Genomic DNA, 22,815 nt, shown 5'->3' with positions numbered 1-22,815 from the left:
TGGATTCATGTCAAAAAGGAGGGTAAATTTTACTAGTATTTTAGTTTAGTAATCTATTAACCTTAAGAAAGAAAGGTGTAAAGCACTATGAGTAAAAGGAAACGAATCGGCATCGTTAGTAAACTAACAGCCACAGCTTTGTTACTTAGTACAATGGTTTCACCTTCCATGCCTTCTAATGTAAAAGCAGCAACTACAACAGAAAACACAGCACTCCTTAGAATCTTGGAAACGACGGATCTTCATTCAAACGTTATGCCTTATGATTATTACAAAGATACGACAGTAAAGGATTATGGCTTAGCGAAAACAGCTACTCTAATTAAACAAGCACGATCTGAAGTAACGAACTCGATGCTATTTGATGCCGGAGATACAATCCAAGGAAATCCACTAGCAAGCTATGTGGCCAAAGTAAAAAAACTGGGTCCAAATGACACTCACCCAATCTTTAAAGCTATGAACTATTTAAACTATGATGCGGCAATCGTCGGAAACCATGAGTTTAACTATGGTTTAGACTACCTTAATGATGTATTACAGGAAGTTAAATTCCCTGTTGTTAACGCTAACATCTATCATGATGATGCAACGGATGATAAAAACTATTTTACTCCATACAAAATAATCGATAAAAAGATTACAACTGAAGCGGGAACGGAAGCGGTCGTTAAGGTTGGAGTCATCGGATTCGCACCGCCGCAAATCATGCAGTGGGATAAAGATAACTTAACTGGAAAAGTCATTGCGAAGGATATCGTAAAAGAAGCAAACAAATTTATTCCAAAAATGAAAGCTGAAGGCGCGGAAATTATCGTTGCTATCGCTCACTCTGGCTGTGACATTACTGTTCAAGGTCAGGAAGAAGCTGAAAATGCCGTTTATGATTTAACAAAGGTGGCTGGAATCGATGCGATGCTATTTGGTCATGCCCACTTAAAGTTTCCTGAAGATGCATCTTTTAAAGATAAAGCAGGAATCGACCAAGCAAAAGGCAGCATCAACGGGACTCAAGCAGTCGAGGCTGGCTTCTGGGGTAATAACCTTGGGGTCCTTGACCTTGCTTTAGTTAAAAATGATCAAGGTAAATGGACGGTTGATAAAGGAAATGCAAAAACGAAGTCCGTAAACCGTTCAGTAGTAGAAGCCACTCCAGCTGATCAAACCATCGTTGATGCAGTTGCAGATGAACATAACGGAACACTTCAATATGTACGTGGAAAAATCGGTGAAACTAGTATTCCGATACATAGCTTCTTTACCCGTGTAATGGATGATGCCTCTACACAAATTGTGAACGCCGCGCAAATGGATTATGTAAAGAACTGGATTCAAACGAATGCGGCAGAAGAATATAAGAATCTTCCGGTTCTTTCAGCGGCAGCCCCATTTAAAGGCGGGCGCAGCGGTCCAAATGACTTCACAAGCATCGCAAAAGGTGAATTAACAATTAAGAGTGCAGCTGACTTGTATTTATTTGATAATACATTAAAGGCTGTTGAGGTAAATGGTGACCAGGTGAAGAGATGGTTAGAAATTTCTGCTTCCCAATTCAAGACAATTGATCCAAATAAGACTGAACCACAAGAATTACTAGACTATGAATTCCGTCCTTATAACTATGATGTCATTGATGGAGTTAAATACGAAATTGATGTAACAAAGCCAGTTGGACAACGTATTGTTAATTTAACAATGATGGATGGAACGCCTGTAAAAATGGACCAAAAATTCATCGTTGCGACTAATAACTATCGTGCTGGCGGCAGCGGCGGTTTACCAGAATTGAAGACTGCTAAGGTAGTAGTGGATTCTCCATTTGAAAACCGTCAAATTCTGATGGACTATATTAGTGCACAAGGAACTGTAAATCCTGTAGCGGATAATAACTGGAAGATCGCGAAGATAAATGGAAATGTCCAGTTAAAATTCAGATCGTCAAACGACCCTAACGCGATCGCTTATGCCGATGCTTCAAAAAATATCGCGCCGCTTGGTACTACTGTCGTAGGCACTGACACTTATCGTGAATATTTATTTGGAGATTTTGTTAAAACTCAATTACTAGGAATCAATGACCTTCATGGCCAGCTTGATTACAGCACAAAGGTAAATGGAGAAGTCGTTGGCGGAATCGAATATTTAGCTGCATATTTAAAACAACGTGAAGCTTTAAATCCAAATACATTGATGCTTCATGCAGGGGATGCTGTTGGCGCAAGCCGTCCAGTTTCGGCATTATTACAGGATGAGCCAACGATCCAATTCTTAAACGAAATTGGTTTTGACCTTGGAACTCTCGGTAACCATGAATTTGATGAAGGTATTACCGAAATGATGCGCTTAATTAAAGGCGGATACCATAAGAATACAGGCTATTTTGAAGGAGCTTCCTTCCCTTATGTTGCTGCGAACGTTGTTCAAGAAAAATCTGGGGAGCTACTTTTAGATCCTTATGTGATTAAAGAAATAGAAGGCAAGAAGATTGGCTTCATCGGCGTCATTACGACTGAAACACCAAGTATTGTAACAGCAAGCGGTGTTGCCGGCGTTAAATTCACGGATGAAGTAGAAGCAATCAATAAATATACGGCAGAATTAAAAGGAAAAGGAATTGAGGCAATCGTTGTTCTTGCCCATAATCCAGGAACTTCAGCTGTTGATGGTTCCAATCCAACAGGAGAAGTCGTCCAATTTGCCAACGAAGTTGACGATGAAGTAGATGTAATCATCGGTGCACATGATCATAAATACTTAAACTCAACGGTTGATGGAAAATTACTTGTTCAATCATATTCTTATGGAACAGCATTCTCGGATATTGATTTAGCAATTGACCCTGTAACAGGTGAAATCGTTGCGAAAAGAGCAGAAATCGTTTCGACATTCCAGAAAAATATCACTCCTGATGCAAAAATTAAGGCTGAGCTCGATGGTTATCTGGCGGATATAGCTCCAATCACTGGAGCAGTAGTTGGTGAAGCAGCTGTTGAAATTACGAAAGTAGCCAATGAAGCAGGTGAATCTGCTCTTGGTAACTTGATTGCCGATAGCATGCGTGATGCGACAAAATCAGATTTTGCCTTCATGAACTCAGGTGGTATCCGTGATAACCTTAATAAAGGTCCAATCACATGGGGCGAATTGTTCGCGATTCAACCATTCGGTAATGATGTTGTGACTTTGACTGTCACTGGTGAGCAAATTAGAACGTTATTAAATCAACAATTTTCTGCGGACCGTAACCGTATCATGGCGATCTCAGGCTTGAAATACACATGGTCTCCAGAAAAGCCACTTGGGGAAAAGGTTTTAGATATTTTCCTACCAAACGGTAAGAAAATTGATCCGAAAGCTAACTACACAGTTGCCGTAAACAACTTTATGGCAGACGGTGGCGACGGCTACACGATCCTGAAACAAGGTAAAGACCGTAAAGTCTGGATGACAGATTTAGATGCATTGATTAATTATGTGAAAGCACAGAAACAACCGATTTCAGCAGCAATTGAAGGCCGAATTCTTTTTGCAAATGATGTTACACCCGATAATCCAACCACACCAGCACAAGATCCAATAGTTACTGTAAAACCAGTTATCAGTGGTGGTAAAGCGACAATCGGTGCAAAGGATTTTGCTACTGCGATTGAAAAAGCTGTAAAGGAAAAAGCAGGACTTTCAATTGACCTAGGTAAAGAACAATCAGTTAAAGTGGATCTTACAAAAGAACAAATTGCTCAATTAAAGGAAAAAGGAATCCCATTATTCGTAAACAATGATGATGTAAAACTATCCATTCCTTTAAGCGTTCTTTCAGCAGGCAAAGATTTCTCTGTGAAATTAAATCGCATGGCAAACATCAAAAATGCAAAGAGCCCAGTATATGAATTCAACATCTATATTGATGGTAAAGAAATCACTCAATTTGCTGAACCAATTACTTTGACCTTTGATGTAGATGCAAGCAAAGTAAAAAACACAAAAGATCTAAAAGTATTCTATTTCAATGAAAAAACAAAAGTTTGGGAACTAGTTCCTGGCGCCGTCTATAATAATGGCAAAGTAGAAGTGAAAACCGACCATTTCACTATCTTCACGGTATTTGAAGTTCCAGGAAACCAAACAACCCTAAAAGAAACTGCACCAACGCCGATGAACGGTAAGGGGCTTCCGAATACTGCTACTAATAGTTATAACTACTTATTGTTTGGAATTCTTTTCGTTGCATTTGGTTTGGGATTGGTTGTTCGGAGACGTAGGGTACAGGGGTAATAGGAAAGTGGCCTTCCTCATTATGGGGAGGGTCTTTTCCGGCAGAATATGTGGTACTGCTGTATTATTTTGACTTTTTGTAATTTCTTGATTATACTTATTTTAAAATTTAATACCTTTTTATCCAATAAGCCCCAACTTTTTAGATGGGGCTTATAAAATTTATATTGACTTTTCCTCTTTCCTTCCTATATTGAGTAGGTATTCATGCTAATTAATATTATATTATAATTATAAATTATATTTGTTTTTGTCTAGTAGTCATTGATAATGAGAGGGGTAAAGTAATTATGCAAAAGGTAAGAAAGGCTATAATACCAGCAGCAGGACTCGGTACACGGTTTTTGCCAGCAACTAAAGCAATGCCGAAGGAAATGTTGCCAATTGTTGATAAACCAACCATTCAATATATAGTTGAAGAAGCTGTTGCTTCTGGCATAGAGGATATTATTATTGTTACAGGTAAAGGTAAGCGTGCTATTGAAGATCATTTTGATAATGCTCTAGAACTTGAGCAAACTTTACAGAACAAAGGAAAACTTGATTTATTACAGGAAGTACAGCGGCCCTCAAAAATAGTAGACATTCACTATATTAGGCAAAAAGAACCAAAAGGGCTTGGACATGCGGTTTGGTGTGCAAGAAATTTCATTGGCAATGAACCTTTTGCTGTATTACTTGGAGATGACATTGTTCAGGCTGAAACACCATGTTTAAAACAATTGATGAATGAATATAATAGGACTCATTCATCTGTAATTGGAGTAAAACGAGTTCCGGAAAATGAAACAAATCGTTACGGAATAATCGACCCTATTGAACAGTTAGGTCAGTCCTTCCAAGTTAAAAATTTTGTGGAAAAGCCTAAATTAGGTACTGCTCCATCAAATTTAGCGATTATTGGAAGATATATATTTACTCCTGAAATTTTTATGTTTCTTGATAAACAAGAGATAGGTGCAGGTGGAGAAATACAACTGACAGATGCTATTCAAAAACTAAATCAGATACAACGAGTTTTTGCATATGAATTTGACGGGAAAAGATATGATGTTGGAGAAAAACTAGGTTTTATAGAAACAACGATAGAATTTGCACTTCAAAAGGAAGAGTTGAGGGATGAATTGTTGAAATTTATGAAGAGCAAATTAGAGTTTATAAAAGAAAAATAATATTTTTTAGTTTGATAGTGTAAAATTATCCATTTGTAAAGTGAAACTCCTTATGATAATTTAAAAATTGGGTTTTATTATGGATTTTGACATAAAAAGTTCATAAGTATTTTGTTGAAAAGAATCAATTATTGTTAAACTACTATTAGATTGATATTTAATAAGTTTTCTAATTTTACAAGATTGGTGGAATTACTGATGGAGGAAAAAGCAACTAAAGAAAAAACTCCCCAGTACGACTTTTATGATGTAATAAAAAAGGCATATGAAAAAGGTTTGACAGATGAGAGTATTACTTTAAAGAGAATTATAGAAGATTTAAAAGATGATTTACAGCATATGTTAATCAGATAGCTATAACTGTACATTCGCTATCTTGAAAGCAGGATAAAGATTAAAAAGGCATTCGATACCGTAATGTGTATTGAGTGCTTTTTTATACTTTTAATGCAAGAAGGATTGTATTTGCAGATAACCAATGATTTGTATTGTGCAGTCTGTTAAATTTTCATACTGAAGAGTATGTATAAATTTGTATTAACAAATTTAATATTATCAATAGGCTTGGTGAATATTAAGGATGAAAACAAGAGGGAAAGGTTGATTAAAAAAGCGGAAAGTTGAGGTTGGAATTGCAAACTTCAATTAGCATACAAAAACGTTTTAATTACAGTTTTTTTACAATAAATTTTATTGATTTCCACAAAGTACATTATTTGATATGATAAAAAAGCATCGATATTTGTCGTTTTTTAATGAAAATACTTATAATTGATTAATTAGAAATATTATTGGAGGTACATATGGAAAATAAACTAAAGGTAATGACAGTATTTGGGACAAGACCTGAGGCTATCAAAATGGCTCCTCTTGTGAAAGAGCTAGAAAAAAATAATGATAAGATTAAATCTATTGTAACTGTAACCGCCCAACATCGTGAAATGCTAGATCAGGTACTGAAAATTTTTGAAATTACGCCAGATTATGACTTAAATATTATGAAAGACAGACAATCGCTCATAGATGTTACAACACGAAGTTTGGAAGGGTTAAATAAAGTTTTTCAGGAAGTAGAACCTGATATTGTATTAGTACATGGTGATACTACAACCACTTTTGTTGCAAGTTTGGCTGCTTTTTACAATTCTATTCCGATTGGTCATGTTGAAGCAGGGTTGCGTACAGGAAATAAATATTCTCCATATCCTGAAGAAATGAATCGGCAGCTTACAGGGGTGTTAGCTGACCTCCATTTTTCTCCAACAGATCAGTCAATGGAGAATCTAATACAAGAAAATAAACAGAGTGAAAATATCTTCATTACAGGAAATACGGCAATTGATGCCTTAAAGACCACTGTAAAGGATAATTATTCTCATGCTGTCTTAGAAAAATTGGGAACAGACCGATTAGTTTTAATGACTGCGCATCGCCGTGAGAATACAGGAAAGCCAATGGAAAATATGTTCCGAGCAATCAGTAGACTTGTTGATGAGCATGAAGACATACAGGTCGTTTACCCGGTACATATGAATCCTCTTGTTCGTGAAATTGCGAATAGGATTCTTGGGGAAAACAAGCGGATTCATTTAATTGAGCCATTAGATGTAATTGATTTCCATAATTTCGCTTCGAGGGCATACTTGATTTTAACAGATTCTGGTGGAGTTCAAGAGGAAGCACCGTCTTTAGGAGTTCCTGTACTGGTATTAAGGGATACTACTGAACGGCCGGAAGGGGTTAAGGCAGGTACTTTAAAGTTGGCTGGAACGGATGAGGACACAATTTTCCACTTGGCAAATGAGTTATTGTCTGATAAAGAGGCTCATGACATTATGGCTAAGGCATCAAATCCATATGGGGATGGTGAAGCTTCTAAGAGAATCGTGGAGGCTATTCTTTATCATTTTGGCCAATCGAAAGAAAGACCAGCGAACTTTATCGCAAAGTAATTGGTAACTAATTAATAATATGAATGGACAAAAAATACCCTTGTCTATATAAGAAGGCAAGGGCATTTTTTAATTAAATAACCTGATATACATTATATTCCACGCGATTTGTACCTTGCGGAAATATATTTGTTATGTTAGTCTTTTCTTTGGGCAAAATACACCCAATAAAATTATTGGTTAGTTTTATTCCTAAATAACAAAATCTATACATGAAATTATAATATTCATGAGAGAATATTCTTTAAATCAGGAGGAGTAAAATGGAGTTTATAAATGGAATAATAGTTCCTGTCTTTTTAGTGGTCCTTTTAATACTTGCCGTTTATGTCAACGTTTTAGCCATATATTATTTGATTTTAAGCTTTTTTGGATTTGGAAAGGCCAAACGTGATTACGAGATTATTGAAGATCAAACAAGATTCTTAATATTGGTAGCAGCACATAATGAAGAGAAGGTTATAGGCTCTACTATAAAAAATTTACAAGAGATTAACTATCGCGAAGATCTTTTTGATATTTATGTTGTAAATGATAATAGTACAGATAGAACTGGTGAAATTTGTGAAGAAATGGGAATGAAATATGTTGAAACCAGTGAAAAACTATTCCCGAGAGAAGGCGTAGGTAAACCTGCAGGATTACAATATGCACTTCGCTATTTAGGATTTGATAAGCTACCTGAGAAATATGATTGCTTAATGATTTTGGATGCCGATAATCATGTGGATTCACATATTTTAAAGGAATTAAACTCTCAGTATGTTGCTAAAGGTAAGCCTGAGGCAATTCAAGCCTACCTTGACTCAAAGAATTCCATGACATCTTTATCATTAGGATATGCAATGAGTTATTATGTTCAAAATCGTTTCTTCCAATTATCGAAATACCGAGTGGGTTTACCGAACTCTATTGGTGGAACTGGGTTTGTTGTCAAGTTAGAATATTTAATGAAGCATGGAGGATTCAGCTTCAAATCTCTAACTGAAGATATCGAATTAGAACTTGAAATTGTAAAGGACAATGGACGGGTTCTATGGAACCATTTTGCACGTGTTTACGATGAAAAGCCTGATGATCTTAAAATTAGTATTAAACAAAGAACAAGATGGTCACAAGGGCACTGGTTTGTTGCTTTTTCGAACTTTAAGCCAATGATGAAAAAGTTGCTTATGGAAAAAGGGAAATTAAAGATTCTTGACCAAATGTTTTATCTCTTTGGAATGGCGAAAGCGGTCCAACTGAGTATTGTTTTAATTGGTATTGCTGTTTCTTTTGTCTATACCTTAATTGCACAAAAATACATTGCAATTCCAGCACTTGGTGGAAGATTAATTCCTTTATTATTTGGTTCTAGTATTATTTCTATTTTCTTCTTTGCTTATCAATTTTTAGTAATGATGTACTATGCAATTAGAACAGATACTACCCATAAATTTAGATTTTTCTACATGACTTTTTCAATATTCTACTATGCATATACTTTCATTTATGCCCAAATAGTAGGTTTATTAAAATGGAGAGAGCAGCATACATGGGTAAAGACGGAACATAATAAAACAACAGTTAAGCATGAAAGAGAAAATCACTAATAAGTTTGTTTTTATTTTGAAATTAAATGCTAATGCAAATGAAGAGGAGGACACAATTTAGTGCCTCCCTTTTTGTTGATAATTCGTGTCAAATTTTTTGTCACATACAAAAAAAATTTGTATCATAGATAAGAAGTTTATTCTAACTTGGGATTTTTAATTTAGGATTTATTGATTAAATAAAAATAAATATTTTAATTAATATAATAAAGATGAAATTGAAATATTTATTATTAATTATTATATAACAAGGACGGTGTTACTATGTCTCCCGTAAAGGTACAAAATGAGGGTGTCATAACATCTACACACGTATTAAAACTACTCATTAAACAGCTTAGACCAAAGCAGTGGACTAAAAATGTATTAATTTTTGCTGCACTCATATTTTCTTTTGAAGTCATTAGCCTTGAAACAGTTACAAAAACAATCATTGGATTTTTCCTATTCAGTTTTGTTGCAGGATGTGTATACATCTTAAACGATTTCGTAGATCGTGAGGCAGATAGTAAACATCCAGTTAAAAGGTATCGTCCTATGGCTTCAGGAGCATTAAACCCCTATTTGGCATTAACTTTTGGTGGATTTTTACTGTTAATTTCATTAGTTTCTTCCTTTTTCTTAAATCCCTTATTTACTTTACTGTTAGCAGTCTATTTTATCTTAAATGTTTCCTACTCGCTAAAGTTAAAGCATGTTGTTATTTTGGATGTTATGATTATTGCCGCTGGATTTGTTTTTCGTGCAATTGCAGGTGGACTAATTATTAATGTCCCATTCACTCCGTGGTTCTTAATCTGTACTATGCTGCTTTCTTTATTTTTAGCAATTAGTAAAAGAAGACATGAGCTTATTTTGCTAGAGTCTAAAAAAGGTTCCCATAGGAAGGTTTTAGAAAAATACTCAATACAGTTAATCGATCAATTAAACAGTATTGTCACTACCGCAACTGTTATTAGCTATTCTTTATTCACCTTCACATCTGGCCGGACAATCCATTTAATGTGGACAATCCCGTTTGTTATTTATGGGATATTCCGTTATTTATATTTAATCCATATTGAGGGAAAAGGAGGGTCTCCAGATAAGCTATTATTTGAGGATATGCATATATTGGTTACGGTAACTCTATATGTTATTTCCATTATTGGGATCCTTGCATTTTTTGAGTAGTTATTTAAATGAAGTTTATAGGAGAAATTTATGAAACAAAAGGTAGCATTGTTTGATATTGATAAGACGATAATTAGTATAGATTCGATGTTTCATTTCCTTTTGTTTGGGTTCAAAAGGAAGCCATCTACGATATTTAATTTAGTATTGGTTGTAGTATATACGGTACTATATAAACTAAAGTTTGTTAAACTAGAACGTGCAAAAGAACCTTTCTTTCATGCAATTACGTTTCTCAGTGACGAGGATTTAGAAAAGTTTTATTTGACAGTATTAACACCAAATATTTATTCCTCTGCCCTTAATGAATTGAAAATCAGGAAAGAGGAAGGCTGTCATATTATCTTAGTAACAGCATCACCATATGCGTATATGAAATTTTTCAAAACTATTCCCTATGTTGATGCTGTAATGGGGACAGATTTAAAATTAGAAAATGGGAAGTATAAAAATAAAATAGTAGGCCTTAACTGTAAAGGTGAGGAAAAGGTATGCAGAATTCTAGCTTATTTAGAAGATAATGATTTGGATATTGATTTTAATCATTCCTATGCTTACTCTGACTCTTTGACAGATAGACCCATGTTCTCTCTAGTAAAAAATAATTACCTGATAAACAAGAAGCATCCTGGTTTGGAGGATCTAACTTGGAAATATTAAGGAAACATTCTGGGAAATTTTTGATGATTACTTCGGCGTTACTTACAGCCACTGGACAACTTTTTTGGAAAATGGGTTTTAGCTATTTTGTTTTTATGATATTAGGATTTATTTGTTATGGCGCTGGAGCGCTTCTAATGATTAAATCCTTCGCAACAGAGAAGCTTTCGGTTGCATACCCTTTGATGTCGATTAGTTATATATTTGCTTTGCTTCTAGGCGGGTTCATTTTGGATGAACCCATTACATATATGAAAATTATAGCTATTATTTTTTTATTTATAGGAGTGACCTTTACCTCAAATGAAAAGTAGTTTATTTATAATGCTTTTAGTAATTATGACCCTTTTCGGCGCTGCAGGAGGAGTATTTTTTAAACTACTATCTACCACCAAAAAAAAGATTTTCTTTTTAGTGGGAGGATTTTTTTATGGTATTGGTGCCCTCCTCAATATAGTGTTGCTTAAAGAACTTCCATATACAGTCGTCTTTCCAGCTAATGCCTTAACGTATATATGGGCATTAATATTGGCAAAATGGGTATTTAACGAGAAAATTGGAAAGTATAAGCTTATAGGTGTGGTTTTTATTATTTTGGGAATTGTAATGCTGGTTCTTTAACCAAATGAGTAATTCTGATTTAAAAAATCGAAAATTTAAATAGAAGGAGATAAAATGGTTAACGTTAATAAGAAATTTGTACTTTCAGTTGGTTATTCTGTCATCGTTTTTATGGCATTAATAGAAATTGTCTCCACTATTATTTTTTTTACAGGCGCATCAATAACTCAATTAAATTTCTGGATTCCTCTTGTATTAACAATAATCTTAATTCGAGATCTATACACTTCCGTGGATAGAAAGGTATCCATGAAAAAGTATCTTTGGAATTTAATATTATTAGCTGGGATTTTTGTTGTTGGAGGCCTTTTTGCTGCACAATTTTATGATTTATCTTATGATGGACAAGCATACCAACAAGAGGCTATCATCCAATTGGCGAATAATTGGAATCCGATATTTGGAGATCCTGTTGCTGTTATTCATGAGCTTTGGATTAATCACTATCCAAAGGGTCCTTGGATACTATCGGCTGTATTTTATAAGCTTACAGGTGTAATCGAAATGGGAAAAGTATTTAATTTCACCTTACTTATCTCTTCATTTCTAATCACTTTAGGAACTCTGTCTCAATTGTTCCCTAAACAAGCTATTAAATCAATTATGATATCTGTTGTTCTCGCTTTTAATCCAATTGTTCTTACACAACTGACAAGTTTTTATATTGATGGACAAATATACTCTTTATTATTGATAATCTTTTGTATGGCTTATCGGTTGTTCTATGAATATGGTCTTTGGGAAATTGTAGTTCTTTGTTTTTCAATTTTGTTGTTGGTCAATATTAAGTTTACTGCACTAGTATACGCTGGTGTAATTGGGGTAACCTATTTAGTTGTTTTAATTTTGTTCAAAAAGAAAGACATAATTAAACGAATTATCTGGCCGGTTGTTATTAGTTTTATCGTTGCCATCGCAGTTATTGGATGTAATCCATATATAACAAATACCATCAAAGAAGGTAATCCATTTTATCCGTTATTTGGTAAAGATGCAGTTGATATTATGACCACTAACAGCCCAGCTAATTATATTTACCACAATCCGATTGTAAGCCTGACTCACTCATTATTTGCAAAATCTGAAAATCCTGTTAATCCAAGATTTAGTGAGAAAAAAATCCCGTTCACTATTAAGAAGGAAGAATTAGAGGTATTTACTGCACCAGATGTTCGCGCAGGTGGATTTGGACCTTTATTCGGTGGCGCACTACTTGTTTCAGTTTTACTATTATTGATTTCACTTTTTCAAGGTTGGAAAAGAGTACGGTATATTATTTTCCCTGGTTTGATTCTGTTAATTTCCGTACTTATTAATCCAGAATCATGGTGGGCAAGATACACTCCTCAAATATGGATTGCTCCAATTTTAATAGTGATTTTTGCCTTTATTACAAAAAAAAGGCTGGTTACTTACTTTGGTTGGGCAATCATGTCTGTTTTATTAGTAAATACCCTGCTTGTTTCAAAGTATCATTTTACTGATCAATATAATTTAAGTAGACAGGTGGATTCACAGCTGGAGGCTCTTGCACAAAAAGGCGATGAGGTCGAGGTTAAACTAAGCAATCACTATTCAAATAGAATGCGTTTTTCAGAAAAGAATATTAAGTACAAATTAGTTGAAACACTAACTTGTGAAAACAGGGAGTTTTTCCCTTATTCAGAAACGGAATTTTGTAAATAATATTTTGCAATAAAAAGGGGTTTAAAGGAGAATCTCATAAGTCTTCTTTAAACTCCTTTTTATTTTCTATCTGTTATATAAAGATTATAAAATTGTATTTAGTTATCAAATATACTGTAGATGACAAGAAGAGTACATGTCCAAAAAATTAAATTTTCAATGACGGTTATATATCGACTGCCTTTTTTTTCTTCACTTTCTATGTTCTTTTGATAATTTGGGTCCGTTCTTACTTTTCTCTTTTCTAGTTCAATACGAATCATACCTGAAAAAAATATTAAAAACAAAATGACTCCAATACCCAAATAAATCATAACTTCCCACCAACTTTTATTTAATTTTCCTCCAATTCTATTTTTATCCATAAAAGAAACAATTTATGCTGACTTTTTTAACTAAAGATAAAGCAAATTTTTTGCACTTTAAGATACGGTTGAATTCTTATTCGTTCGGCAAATATTTTCCATATTGAGTCCGTTGACAATATTCTAGTTTGTCTCTATCATAAATATAGTCGTTATATAAATCTTTTTGTCGAGATTTGGTATTATTTATGTTATTTTAGATATATAAATTAATAGAATAATAGGGGGTGTTTGTGGAAATTGGGAAAGAAGAAGTTAGGATTTAGTTCATTAGTATTATCTCTTGTTCTTTCTGGTGTTATTTTCTCTCCGAAAACTACTTCTGCATTAACGGATTTTTCAATGCATAGAGTTGAAACAGGTGGAATTGCAGGAGAAAAAAATGTAAAGAGCGCAATTGATAGAATATCAGCAGATACTGGTTGGTGGGCAACCTATGAACCACTTGGTACTTATGTACCTTACTATCAGGTATTTTCAGGTGGGTTTTATGGAGAAGAAAACGTAAAGGATAAACTAGGTCAATTTCAATCCAAAACAGGTTTAAGTGCCTCCTATCTTCCAGTTGGTAATCAAGAGCCATATCAACAAATTTTTACGGGTGGTTTTTACGGAGAAGAAAATGCAAAGAGGATAGCACAGGATTTTAGTACTATAACAGGGATTCCCGCATCTTATGAGCCAACAGGACAAGGGAAAAATAAAATGCAAATAACATCAGGTGGTTTTTATGGTGTTGAAAATGTAAAAAGAGTGCTCGAAGAATTTCAACAAACCACAGGAATATCAGCAACTTATGAGCAAACTGGACAAACCGAAGATTACTACAAAGTACTATCAGGCGGATTTTCTGGTGAAGATAATGTAAAAGCTATTTTACAAGACTTTATTGCTAGCACTGGAATAAACGCTTCTTACGAGCCTGTTCAATACATTGAAACAAATTCAATCGTCACGGGTGGTTTTGGCGGAGAGGCAAATGTTCAAGCTATTGTGAGTCAAATAATGACTGATACAGGATTGCAGGCTACTTACGAGCCAACAGATGTTGCTGATATCTTTAGAATTAAAATCAGCCAATTATATGGAGACTCACTAAAATTAGCTACAAATTATATGAACCAAAAGGGATGGTGGTATTATACCACTCCTAGTAACTACAAAATACCGACTTTATATAGAATTGTTTCTGATCCAATTTTAAAGGGTGATACCCTAAACAAGGCATTAAATTTTTACGCAAATCATAATTGGTGGGCTACAGCTAATCTTACTGGTACAAAGGGTTCTCCATATTTTCGAGTGGTTTCAAGTTCACTGATGGATGAAGCAATCATTAGTAAGGGGTTAAATTTTTTCAGCAGTAGAAATTGGTGGGCTACTACGCAACTCTCGAACGAAAAGTTTTACCCTTTCTATCGAGTTGTAACAGGGCCAGTGCTTGAAAAAGACAAGCTAAATATAGCAATGAATTACTTTAAAACCAATGGTTGGTGGTATTCAACACAATATACGGGCAATTATGGTTATACTATGTTCCAGATTAAAAGTAATCCATTATTAGCCCATGAAAGTGAAAAAGCGTTAAATTTCTTTACTACAAATGGATGGTGGGCATCTTCTAACCCCACTGGATTGACTGAGCCTGTATTTAAAATTGTTACTGGCGCATTTCAAGGCTATGAAAATGCCCTCGCAAGTGCCAAAAAGCTAAGTGAATTATATGGGTGGTATACGAACACGGTATTAGTTAAAAGTGGACCTCAAGTATCATATACAAATTATAATTTAACATTAGAAGAAATGTTAAATTTACAAATGAAACAATCTCCACAAACTGATAAGTATCGTAATGAGCCTGCTTATGTGCACTCTGCATATGTAGATGTTGTAAATAACAAAATCACCACGAATGGTTTAAATGTTAGAAGTGGCCCTGGTACCAACTATAGTATTGTTGCACAACTTAGTAATGGATTTACCGGCTTTCGAATATTGGCTACTGAAGGTGAATGGTATAAAATTTCTCTAACATGGAGAAATGCAAAGTCAGAAGATGTTGCATATTATTTAAACCCAAATAATTTTCCGTCTGATAGCATACAGTATTTCCAATTTTTAAAGCTATCAAAACCTGCGGGAATAAATGTTAATGAAGTGAATGAGAAAATATTAAATAACAATGCAGGAATACTAAAAGGTACTGCTGAGACTTTTGTTAAGGCTGCTCAACTTTATAATATTAATGAACTATATCTAATATCCCATTCACTATTAGAAACTGGGTATGGAAGTTCTTCTTTAGCAAAGGGAATATCATACAACGGTAAAGTAGTTTATAATATGTATGGGTATGGCGCATATGATAGTTGTCCTGAAACCTGTGGAGCTCAGACAGCTTATGAGCAAGGTTGGTTTACACCTGAACTTGCCATAATTGGTGGTGCGTCATTAATTGGAAAAGGTTATATTTATAATGAAACTTTTCAGCAGGATACGATTTATAAAATGAGATGGAATCCTATAGTAACCTATCATCAGTACGCAACAGATATTGCATGGGCATCTAAACAAGTAACAAATATCTACAATCTTTATAAACTATTAGATAACTATACTCTTTATACAGATTTACCTGTTTATAAGAAATAATCTAATAGGGACTGACATCAATTATTGTTGAAGTCAGTCCTTTTTATTTATTATTATTTTAGGTGAATTTGCTATACCGGTGGACATTCCTTTATACTCATGATAGTAGTATACATATGAGAATATATGAAATCTTTTGTTATTGCTTTAACATATTTCAGTCATCAGGAATAGGAAGAGTGAATACCATGAATGAAAAATCTAAAATCAACATCTTACATACATCCTTCGATAACATCTCTAGATCCCAACTACTAAAGGAGCTTTTCATTAGGGTTACGAACTCACAAAAGACCTTTCTAGTTACTGCTAACCCTGAAATTGTTTATTATGCTGATAACAACCAAGAATACCAACAAATATTAAGCGATGCTAATTTTGTTATTGCAGATGGATTTGGAATCATTTTAGCCTCAAAAATAATTAGAGAACCGCTTCCAGAAAGAATACCAGGCTTTGAAGTTATGTGCGAGTTACTTACTTATGGTAATTCACAAGGATGGAGTGCCTATTTTCTTGGCGCAAAAAAGGAAGTTCTTGAACAAGCTATTTCAAATATTAAAGAAAGCTACCCTAATTTAGTCATTGCTGGATTTAGGGATGGATATTTTACGAATTCAGAGGAAATAAAAAATGAAATAAGACAAACACAACCTGATTTAGTATTTGTTGCATTAGGATTTCCAAAACAAGAAAAATGGATTTATGATTATTATGCGGATTTAGAAAAAGGACTTTTTGTCGGAGTAGGCGGGAGTTTTGATGTGCTTGCAGGAACTGTAAAAAGGGCTCCTGAATTTTGGCGCAAAATGAACTTAGAGTGGTTGTATAGACTCCTAAAACAACCAAGTCGATGGAGAAGGATGTTAGCCTTGCCGCTTTTTATCATTAAGGTATTGAAAAATCACTCTTTTAGATGAAACTAAAATAATACTTATACGTCCAATACATTAGAAAACATTATTTATATTAAGCTTGTAATATTCTATTCTGAGAAATATGTATCTTTATGTAAAAATTTGTGCTATACTCCATTAAGGTGTACTATCATAGCTATTTTGTAATGCTAAAGAAAGCCTGTATACTGTAAATAATAGGCTGAATTGTGGAGGAACGTATGTTTTATCTTACATTAATGATTTGTTTCGTGTCGGCAATTCTCCTTACTCCATTTGTGAAAAAGTTTGCATATAAAATTGGTGCAACTGACAAACCTGACCAACGTAAAGTTCACGAGAAATTAATGCCTAGATTAGGCGGCTTATCGATATACTTAAGTTTTATTATTGGTATTATTATTATTCATCCAACCAATCAATTTCATATACCAATTCTTTTAGGAAGTTTGATTATCATTTTTACTGGGATAATCGATGATATAAAAGATATTTCACCTCTCTTAAAGTTGTCTGGCCAAATTACTGCTGCATTTATCGTAGTAGTTATGGGAGATATGAATGTTGAATTTATTAACTTACCATTTGGTGGTCAAGTTAATTTTGGAATTTTTAGTATACCACTAACAATGATCTGGATCATAGGTATAACCAATGCTATTAATTTAATTGACGGCTTAGATGGTTTAGCTGCAGGTGTCTCTTCTATTGCATTATTTACGATTGCTGGGATGGCTCTTGTAATGGGTAATATTTATGTAATGCTAATTGCCTTGATTGTTGCTGTTTCATCTTTAGGATTTTTGTTATATAACTTTTATCCAGCAAAGATTTTTATGGGCGATTCTGGTTCCCAATTTCTTGGTTATATTATCGGAGTTCTATCACTTTTAGGTTTTAAAAATATTACTTTCATCTCACTAATTATCCCTATAATTATTTTAGGAGTACCAATATCAGATACTTTTTTTGCTATTATTCGTCGACTTATTAATAAAAAACCTATATCATCTCCAGATAAATCCCATTTGCATCATTGCTTACTAAGAACTGGGTTTACTCACCGCCAGACTGTACTTTTAATTTATGCCATGAGTATTGTTTTTGGTCTAGCAGCATTTATCTTTTCGCAAGCAACGGTTTGGGGTTCATTAATTGTTATTGCAACCTTGCTGTTAGTAATTGAATTATTTGTTGAAAAAATCGGTCTGGTAAGAGAGGATTATAAACCCTTATTAAATCTTATTAAAGACTTAAAACTGGTAAAATTAAGAAACAAAATTTGAGAGGTGTCCACAATTATGGATGCCTTTTTCTATGTTGAGGTGTTTCTATGAAGAAGAAATTTATTTTCGGATTATGTTTATTTGCAGTAGTTGTTGTTGCCATTACGCTAATTTCAAATTATAATGTCCTTCAAAAAAAAGAGGATAAAGCTGTAGTAAACAAAAAAAGTGACGATAAAATCTCTCAGTCTAATAACCAAAATCAAACGATAGTCACTGACAAAAATAGAAATGTTTCAACTAGTATAGGTCAAGGAGATGAGAGAAACAGCACTAACCTTGATGGAGATAGTAGTGAAATCAATGATGAAATTAGAGAAAGATTTCAAGAAATTAATAGTATGGCAGATAAAAGATTGGATTCCTTAATCGAGCAAGCTCAGGAAGAATATAGGATTAAAAAGGATAAAAATGAAGACCTTTCTTTATTTCAATCCAAGTACAAAGCGATAATGGAACATTATGAAGAGAAAACTGAGGCAGAATTTAATCTAATATATAAGCAATTAGAAAATGATATTTTTCAAAAAAAGTTATCTTCCACAGTAGGTCAGGAATTTATGAACACATATATGCTAAAAAAAGATCAGCGTATGATTAAACTACTAAATGAAATAGAAAGAATTTCTTAAGGGCCAGTTAGGCTCTTTTTTGATTTAAAAGATAAATGAAAAAGTTAAGAGTATAAAACTCTTAACCTCGTCTCGAAATAGAAATAATATCAAAAAAAATGCGGGTTTAAAAAAATCAGGTTTGATAAAATTGTTTAAATTTTAACTCTAGATTAATTAACGTTAGTGGGATGATTATCGGTAAAATGGGTAAGAAATATCTCACTTCTCTCATATATCCTTGAGTAAAATGAATAAGGATAAATATTGGAAGTATTAGGGATATTCTTTTTAAGAATTCGGGTTTTTCTTTCCATTTATACCATACAATTAACACTGAAATATTGAAGAAACCGAATAATTGTACCCATGTTTTCCAATCCGTTAAATTAACTTTCCAATAATGGAAGGGAGATGTTGGTGCATAGGGTTCTTTAAGACCAAAAAACCACCTTAAACCAAAATAAATACCCAATACAATAATTGATGAAGTGAGAAATTGAGGTAGCCACTTTCGAAATGGTACAGCTCCGAACTGTAAACATGCGTATATTAAAGGGATTAGGATAACAGTCTCTCTATTTACCATTCCAATTATGATTAATGGAAACATCATAAAATATTTTTTATGTAAGAACGAGAAAAACACCAAGAAGTAAATTAACATATTAAGTGGGTCTGTAGGCTGCATTCCATAAAAAAGATATGTAAAGGGTAATACCGAAACTAAAATGAAAAATCCTAATAATACGGATATTGGTTTAACCCAGTTTTCCAAATATCTAATGAAGATAAATAAACATAAAGCTGTAAATATAAATCTTAAGCCGGCGAATGCAATCGTAAATGGGATTCCTGCTTTGATTAACTGATGAGCTATATAATAAGTTAGTATGCGGTATTGATCGGGATATGGACCATTATTATTAACAATATTATCGTACCATGGAAATTGCATATCGTAATAATGATAATCGACAATTTGTAGGTGTAAATGAGTCAATGCAGCAGCAAATACTACTGATAAAAAAATGGTGATTTTTAATGAAAAGTAATTAGCCGGATTCCTATTTATTTGTTGTGTTCCATTCATTAAGTTTGTCCCCTTTATACTTGTGTTTTGTAAACTTTAATAACAAATTCAAAATAATATTATAATTCTTATTCAATAGGTTAACAAGCAGATTGTAGAACGCCATTTTTTATTATAGATAGCAAAGAATTTTATTTTTGCTCGAAAAATAAAATTTTAGTAGATAAATTGTCAAATAATCTTACTTTGATATAATAAAAATATAAGGTTATTTATCTATATTTTAGAAGAAAATGATATTAATAGGGGGAGAGCAAACAGTTTTTGACTGTATAGGATACTATGAAAAATTTCAAAAAAACAATTATTGCAGTAATGCTTTTGACAGGAAGTGCTTTTACAACCACGCAAAGTGCATTTGCAAACGATTCTGTTCAAAATGAGGTAACCAATCAAACAGAAATTGCGGACTTAAGCATTATTTCTGTTGAGAATGGAAAAAGCACGATTACATCGCCAGCTCCAGGGAAAATATCTACAAGGGTTTTTTCCAATTTTAAGAGAAGCGGGGAATTCATTCTTTATAACAGCGAATATATTTCCCTGTACACTAGTCCCAACGGAGCTGTAAGTGGGGGAATGGCTCCGCAGGTTGTTAAATCTACGCAAAGGAATGGACAATGGTTCCTCATCAATACATATTTGGGACAAAGATGGGTCTATAACGATGAGAAGTTAGTGGGTTTAAGAGACGTAGTTGGAAAAAATGCCAATCTTACACTTCAGGAAACCGTTTATATTCATACTGAACCATTCCCAAGCTTTAGAACGGATGAAACAATTGCTCCTTCCACAGTTCATGTTGTGAAGCAGGCGGGAAGCTGGTTTTTAGTTGAATATAATTCTCGTCAGGTTTGGATTACGACTGACAAAGCAAAATTTGATGGTACAGTAGAGTCTTTCAATACTTCAAACATTCACGGGGTCCCGTATAAAAAAATGATTGTTCCCACCGGTAATGTAAGTGTACGCCCTGCTTACCCGTTAAAACCAGACTTTATTACAGTTCATAATACGGCCAATACTGCAGTTGGGGCTGACGCAGATCTGCATGGTAGGTATTTGTTAAACCAAGCGGCATCGAACCCAAATGCATGGGTTTCCTGGCATTTTACAGTTGATGATGAACAAATTATTCAGCATCTTCCTTTAAATGAATCTGCCTTCCACGCGGGAGATGGAGATGGACCAGGAAACCGTAGTTCAATAGGAATTGAAATTACAGAAAATGCAGATGGCAACTACGCAAAGGCTGAGGAAAATGCAAAAAAATTAATCACATATTTAATTGATGAGCTTAATATTCCAATGGATAATGTAAAAGGTCACATTAACTGGTCTGGCAAGTACTGCCCACGTGTTATTTTGGATACCGGTGGGTGGTCACAATTTATGACAGAGCTTAAGCAAGTATATCAATCCGTCAGTACCGCTCCACCTTTATATCGAGTTGTAACAGGAGGAATGCTCGGTGAAGAAACAGTGAAGCGGGAATTGGAAGCACTTCGTACCCAAACCGGCTGGTGGGTTTCATATGAGTCAACGGGTTTAACTGCCCCTTATTTTCAAATTGTAACAGGTGAATATACTGGGGAAGAAGCAGCACGACAAGCCATGAATGCCTTACAGTCCGACACAGGAATGTGGATGACGTATGAAAAAACAAGACCAGCATATTCCATTTATCGGATTGTAACTGGAGGATTTAAAGGAAAAGAGAATGTGGAGCGGGCACTTGGAGAATTAGTACGCGACACAGGCTGGTGGGCTACTTACGAAGCAACGGGAGAGCCTGACACGTATCGAATTGTAACAGGAGGTCTTGGTGGAGAAGCAGCAGTAAAAGAAGCACTTACTCGTGTTACGGCAAAAGGCTGGTGGGCAACATACGAGGAAAGAGGAGAACCTGTATACTACTATCGGATTAGAACAGGAGAGTTTCTTGATGAAAATGCCGTCAGACAAGCCTTGTCTCATTTTACGAATAGAGGCTGGTGGGCCACTTATGAGCCTTCCGGAAGAGTTGAAAGGTATTTCCGTATCGTAACAGGCGGGTTTGCCGGACTTGAAGCTGCTGAACAAAAGGCACAATGGCTCCGTGATACTCGCGGATGGTGGGTAAGTACTCAAAAAGTTAACTAACTTTTTATTAGTTGAAAACACCTATAATTCAGAGTTCTGTTTTGAAGAAAATAATGGAATATTTCTTGATCTCCTAAGAAATTTAGTAATAGTTTATAATAATAATCATTTGAAAACGCTGTTGATTTCGATATCAACAGCGTTTTTTTATTTAATTAAATCTTATAGACAAACACTGTTTTTAAATTAATTCTGTCGAAAAATAAAGAAATTTGGATATTGAAAAATGTTGTATTTTGTAAATAATAGCAATATTATGAAATTACTTATTTTATAGTGACTATGTATTAGAGAAATAGGAGGAATTTAAATTCAAGGATGTATTTTGTAATTGCCAACAAAAGGGAAAAATCATTTATTTACGCTACTTTTAGTAGAAACACAAAAAATATTTAGTATTAAAATTAAAATATTAATCGGGGGAAACCTATGAAACTAAAAAATAGAAAAAGCCGATGGCTTCGATGAAGTGCCCCCCGTCAAGTAGACAGCGGAAATAAATAAAACACACTAACCGGCATTAGCCCTGTATTCTAAGGGACTAAGGCCGTTTAGTCTTTTTTGTAATCGTTCATGATTATAAAATTGTATGTACTCCTCAATGTCTTGCTTTAACTCTTCAAAGGTAATGTATTTGTTTAG

18 protein-coding genes are annotated in these 22,815 nt (G+C 34.1%); 15 read left to right on the top strand and 3 right to left on the bottom strand.

Annotated features, from left to right (window positions below):
- Nucleotides 1-87: 87 nt before the first annotated feature.
- The 10 genes from ACWM35_RS23130 (at nucleotide 88) to ACWM35_RS23085 (ending at nucleotide 13,128) form a co-directional block, all read left to right on the top strand.
- Nucleotides 88-4,272, top strand: a complete 4,185-nt coding sequence (locus ACWM35_RS23130) for a bifunctional 2',3'-cyclic-nucleotide 2'-phosphodiesterase/3'-nucleotidase (RefSeq protein WP_454821267.1) — start codon at nucleotides 88-90, stop codon at nucleotides 4,270-4,272.
- Between the two features lie 290 nt (nucleotides 4,273-4,562).
- Nucleotides 4,563-5,444, top strand: a complete 882-nt coding sequence (gene galU, locus ACWM35_RS23125; protein ID WP_454821266.1) for a UTP--glucose-1-phosphate uridylyltransferase GalU — start codon at nucleotides 4,563-4,565, stop codon at nucleotides 5,442-5,444.
- Nucleotides 5,445-5,642: 198 nt separating this feature from the next.
- Nucleotides 5,643-5,798, top strand: a complete 156-nt coding sequence (locus ACWM35_RS23120; RefSeq protein WP_454821265.1) for a hypothetical protein — start codon at nucleotides 5,643-5,645, stop codon at nucleotides 5,796-5,798.
- A gap of 449 nt (nucleotides 5,799-6,247) precedes the next feature.
- Nucleotides 6,248-7,396, top strand: a complete 1,149-nt coding sequence (gene wecB / locus ACWM35_RS23115) for a non-hydrolyzing UDP-N-acetylglucosamine 2-epimerase (protein ID WP_454821264.1) — start codon at nucleotides 6,248-6,250, stop codon at nucleotides 7,394-7,396.
- Nucleotides 7,397-7,659: 263 nt separating this feature from the next.
- Nucleotides 7,660-8,988, top strand: a complete 1,329-nt coding sequence (locus ACWM35_RS23110) for a glycosyltransferase family 2 protein (protein ID WP_454821263.1) — start codon at nucleotides 7,660-7,662, stop codon at nucleotides 8,986-8,988.
- 264 nt (nucleotides 8,989-9,252) lie between these two features.
- Complete coding sequence (locus tag ACWM35_RS23105; protein ID WP_454821262.1) at nucleotides 9,253-10,161, top strand: decaprenyl-phosphate phosphoribosyltransferase; 909 nt, start codon at nucleotides 9,253-9,255, stop codon at nucleotides 10,159-10,161.
- Between the two features lie 30 nt (nucleotides 10,162-10,191).
- Nucleotides 10,192-10,821, top strand: coding sequence for an HAD-IB family hydrolase (locus ACWM35_RS23100; protein WP_454821261.1), 630 nt, complete (start codon nucleotides 10,192-10,194; stop codon nucleotides 10,819-10,821).
- A complete protein-coding gene (locus tag ACWM35_RS23095; protein WP_454821260.1) occupies nucleotides 10,809-11,135 on the top strand; it encodes an EamA/RhaT family transporter in 327 nt (108 codons plus the stop codon). The genes ACWM35_RS23100 and ACWM35_RS23095 overlap by 13 nt, the downstream gene beginning before the upstream one ends.
- Nucleotides 11,125-11,442, top strand: a complete 318-nt coding sequence (locus ACWM35_RS23090; protein WP_454821259.1) for an EamA family transporter — start codon at nucleotides 11,125-11,127, stop codon at nucleotides 11,440-11,442. The genes ACWM35_RS23095 and ACWM35_RS23090 overlap by 11 nt, the downstream gene beginning before the upstream one ends.
- A 54-nt stretch (nucleotides 11,443-11,496) precedes the next feature.
- Entirely contained in the window at nucleotides 11,497-13,128 is a 1,632-nt protein-coding gene (locus tag ACWM35_RS23085) for a hypothetical protein (protein ID WP_454821258.1), read from the top strand.
- A gap of 98 nt (nucleotides 13,129-13,226) precedes the next feature.
- On the opposite strand, the gene ACWM35_RS23080 is transcribed toward ACWM35_RS23085, so the two are convergent.
- On the bottom strand, nucleotides 13,227-13,493 hold the full coding sequence (locus ACWM35_RS23080; protein ID WP_454821256.1) for a hypothetical protein: 267 nt from the start codon (nucleotides 13,491-13,493) through the stop codon (nucleotides 13,227-13,229).
- A gap of 240 nt (nucleotides 13,494-13,733) precedes the next feature.
- Between ACWM35_RS23080 and ACWM35_RS23075 the strand changes: the two genes are divergently transcribed.
- The 4 genes from ACWM35_RS23075 to ACWM35_RS23060 all read left to right on the top strand — a co-directional run bounded on the left by ACWM35_RS23075 (nucleotide 13,734) and on the right by ACWM35_RS23060 (nucleotide 18,959).
- Entirely contained in the window at nucleotides 13,734-16,145 is a 2,412-nt protein-coding gene (locus ACWM35_RS23075; protein ID WP_454821254.1) for an N-acetylglucosaminidase, read from the top strand.
- A gap of 188 nt (nucleotides 16,146-16,333) precedes the next feature.
- Nucleotides 16,334-17,065 (top strand): WecB/TagA/CpsF family glycosyltransferase, encoded by a 732-nt coding sequence (locus tag ACWM35_RS23070; RefSeq protein ID WP_454821253.1) that lies wholly within the window; start codon nucleotides 16,334-16,336, stop codon nucleotides 17,063-17,065.
- 197 nt (nucleotides 17,066-17,262) lie between these two features.
- Nucleotides 17,263-18,327: a glycosyltransferase family 4 protein gene (locus tag ACWM35_RS23065; RefSeq protein WP_454821251.1), complete on the top strand. Its 1,065-nt coding sequence runs from the start codon at nucleotides 17,263-17,265 to the stop codon at nucleotides 18,325-18,327.
- 47 nt (nucleotides 18,328-18,374) lie between these two features.
- Entirely contained in the window at nucleotides 18,375-18,959 is a 585-nt protein-coding gene (locus tag ACWM35_RS23060; protein ID WP_454821250.1) for a hypothetical protein, read from the top strand.
- 115 nt (nucleotides 18,960-19,074) lie between these two features.
- On the opposite strand, the gene ACWM35_RS23055 is transcribed toward ACWM35_RS23060, so the two are convergent.
- On the bottom strand, nucleotides 19,075-20,031 hold the full coding sequence (locus ACWM35_RS23055) for a hypothetical protein (RefSeq protein WP_454821249.1): 957 nt from the start codon (nucleotides 20,029-20,031) through the stop codon (nucleotides 19,075-19,077).
- A gap of 282 nt (nucleotides 20,032-20,313) precedes the next feature.
- Here ACWM35_RS23055 and ACWM35_RS23050 point away from each other — a divergent pair, with 282 nt between their 5' ends.
- Entirely contained in the window at nucleotides 20,314-22,173 is a 1,860-nt protein-coding gene (locus ACWM35_RS23050) for a peptidoglycan recognition protein family protein (RefSeq protein WP_454821248.1), read from the top strand.
- A 510-nt stretch (nucleotides 22,174-22,683) separates the two neighbouring features.
- On the opposite strand, the gene ACWM35_RS23045 is transcribed toward ACWM35_RS23050, so the two are convergent.
- A partial coding sequence (locus ACWM35_RS23045) for an IS3 family transposase (protein WP_454821309.1) occupies nucleotides 22,684-22,815 on the bottom strand: 132 nt, incomplete at its 5' end.

This window comes from Neobacillus sp. K501 (assembly GCF_053749995.1).
This window is presented reverse-complemented; position numbering and strand designations above follow the sequence as displayed.

Excerpts from the sequence above, each read along its gene's own strand:
- ACWM35_RS23070 (WP_454821253.1), top strand. The coding sequence starts at position 16,334 with ATGAATGAAAAATCTAAAATCAACATCTTACATACATCCTTCGATAAC.
- ACWM35_RS23085 (WP_454821258.1), top strand. The coding sequence starts at position 11,497 with ATGGTTAACGTTAATAAGAAATTTGTACTTTCAGTTGGTTATTCTGTC.
- ACWM35_RS23060 (WP_454821250.1), top strand. The coding sequence starts at position 18,375 with ATGAAGAAGAAATTTATTTTCGGATTATGTTTATTTGCAGTAGTTGTT.
- ACWM35_RS23090 (WP_454821259.1), top strand. The coding sequence starts at position 11,125 with ATGAAAAGTAGTTTATTTATAATGCTTTTAGTAATTATGACCCTTTTC.
- ACWM35_RS23050 (WP_454821248.1), top strand. The coding sequence starts at position 20,314 with ATGAAAAATTTCAAAAAAACAATTATTGCAGTAATGCTTTTGACAGGA.
- ACWM35_RS23055 (WP_454821249.1), bottom strand. The coding sequence starts at position 20,031 with ATGAATGGAACACAACAAATAAATAGGAATCCGGCTAATTACTTTTCA.
- ACWM35_RS23105 (WP_454821262.1), top strand. The coding sequence starts at position 9,253 with ATGTCTCCCGTAAAGGTACAAAATGAGGGTGTCATAACATCTACACAC.
- ACWM35_RS23120 (WP_454821265.1), top strand. The coding sequence starts at position 5,643 with ATGGAGGAAAAAGCAACTAAAGAAAAAACTCCCCAGTACGACTTTTAT.
- ACWM35_RS23080 (WP_454821256.1), bottom strand. The coding sequence starts at position 13,493 with ATGGATAAAAATAGAATTGGAGGAAAATTAAATAAAAGTTGGTGGGAA.
- ACWM35_RS23100 (WP_454821261.1), top strand. The coding sequence starts at position 10,192 with ATGAAACAAAAGGTAGCATTGTTTGATATTGATAAGACGATAATTAGT.
- ACWM35_RS23110 (WP_454821263.1), top strand. The coding sequence starts at position 7,660 with ATGGAGTTTATAAATGGAATAATAGTTCCTGTCTTTTTAGTGGTCCTT.
- ACWM35_RS23130 (WP_454821267.1), top strand. The coding sequence starts at position 88 with ATGAGTAAAAGGAAACGAATCGGCATCGTTAGTAAACTAACAGCCACA.
- galU (WP_454821266.1), top strand. The coding sequence starts at position 4,563 with ATGCAAAAGGTAAGAAAGGCTATAATACCAGCAGCAGGACTCGGTACA.
- wecB (WP_454821264.1), top strand. The coding sequence starts at position 6,248 with ATGGAAAATAAACTAAAGGTAATGACAGTATTTGGGACAAGACCTGAG.
- ACWM35_RS23065 (WP_454821251.1), top strand. The coding sequence starts at position 17,263 with ATGTTTTATCTTACATTAATGATTTGTTTCGTGTCGGCAATTCTCCTT.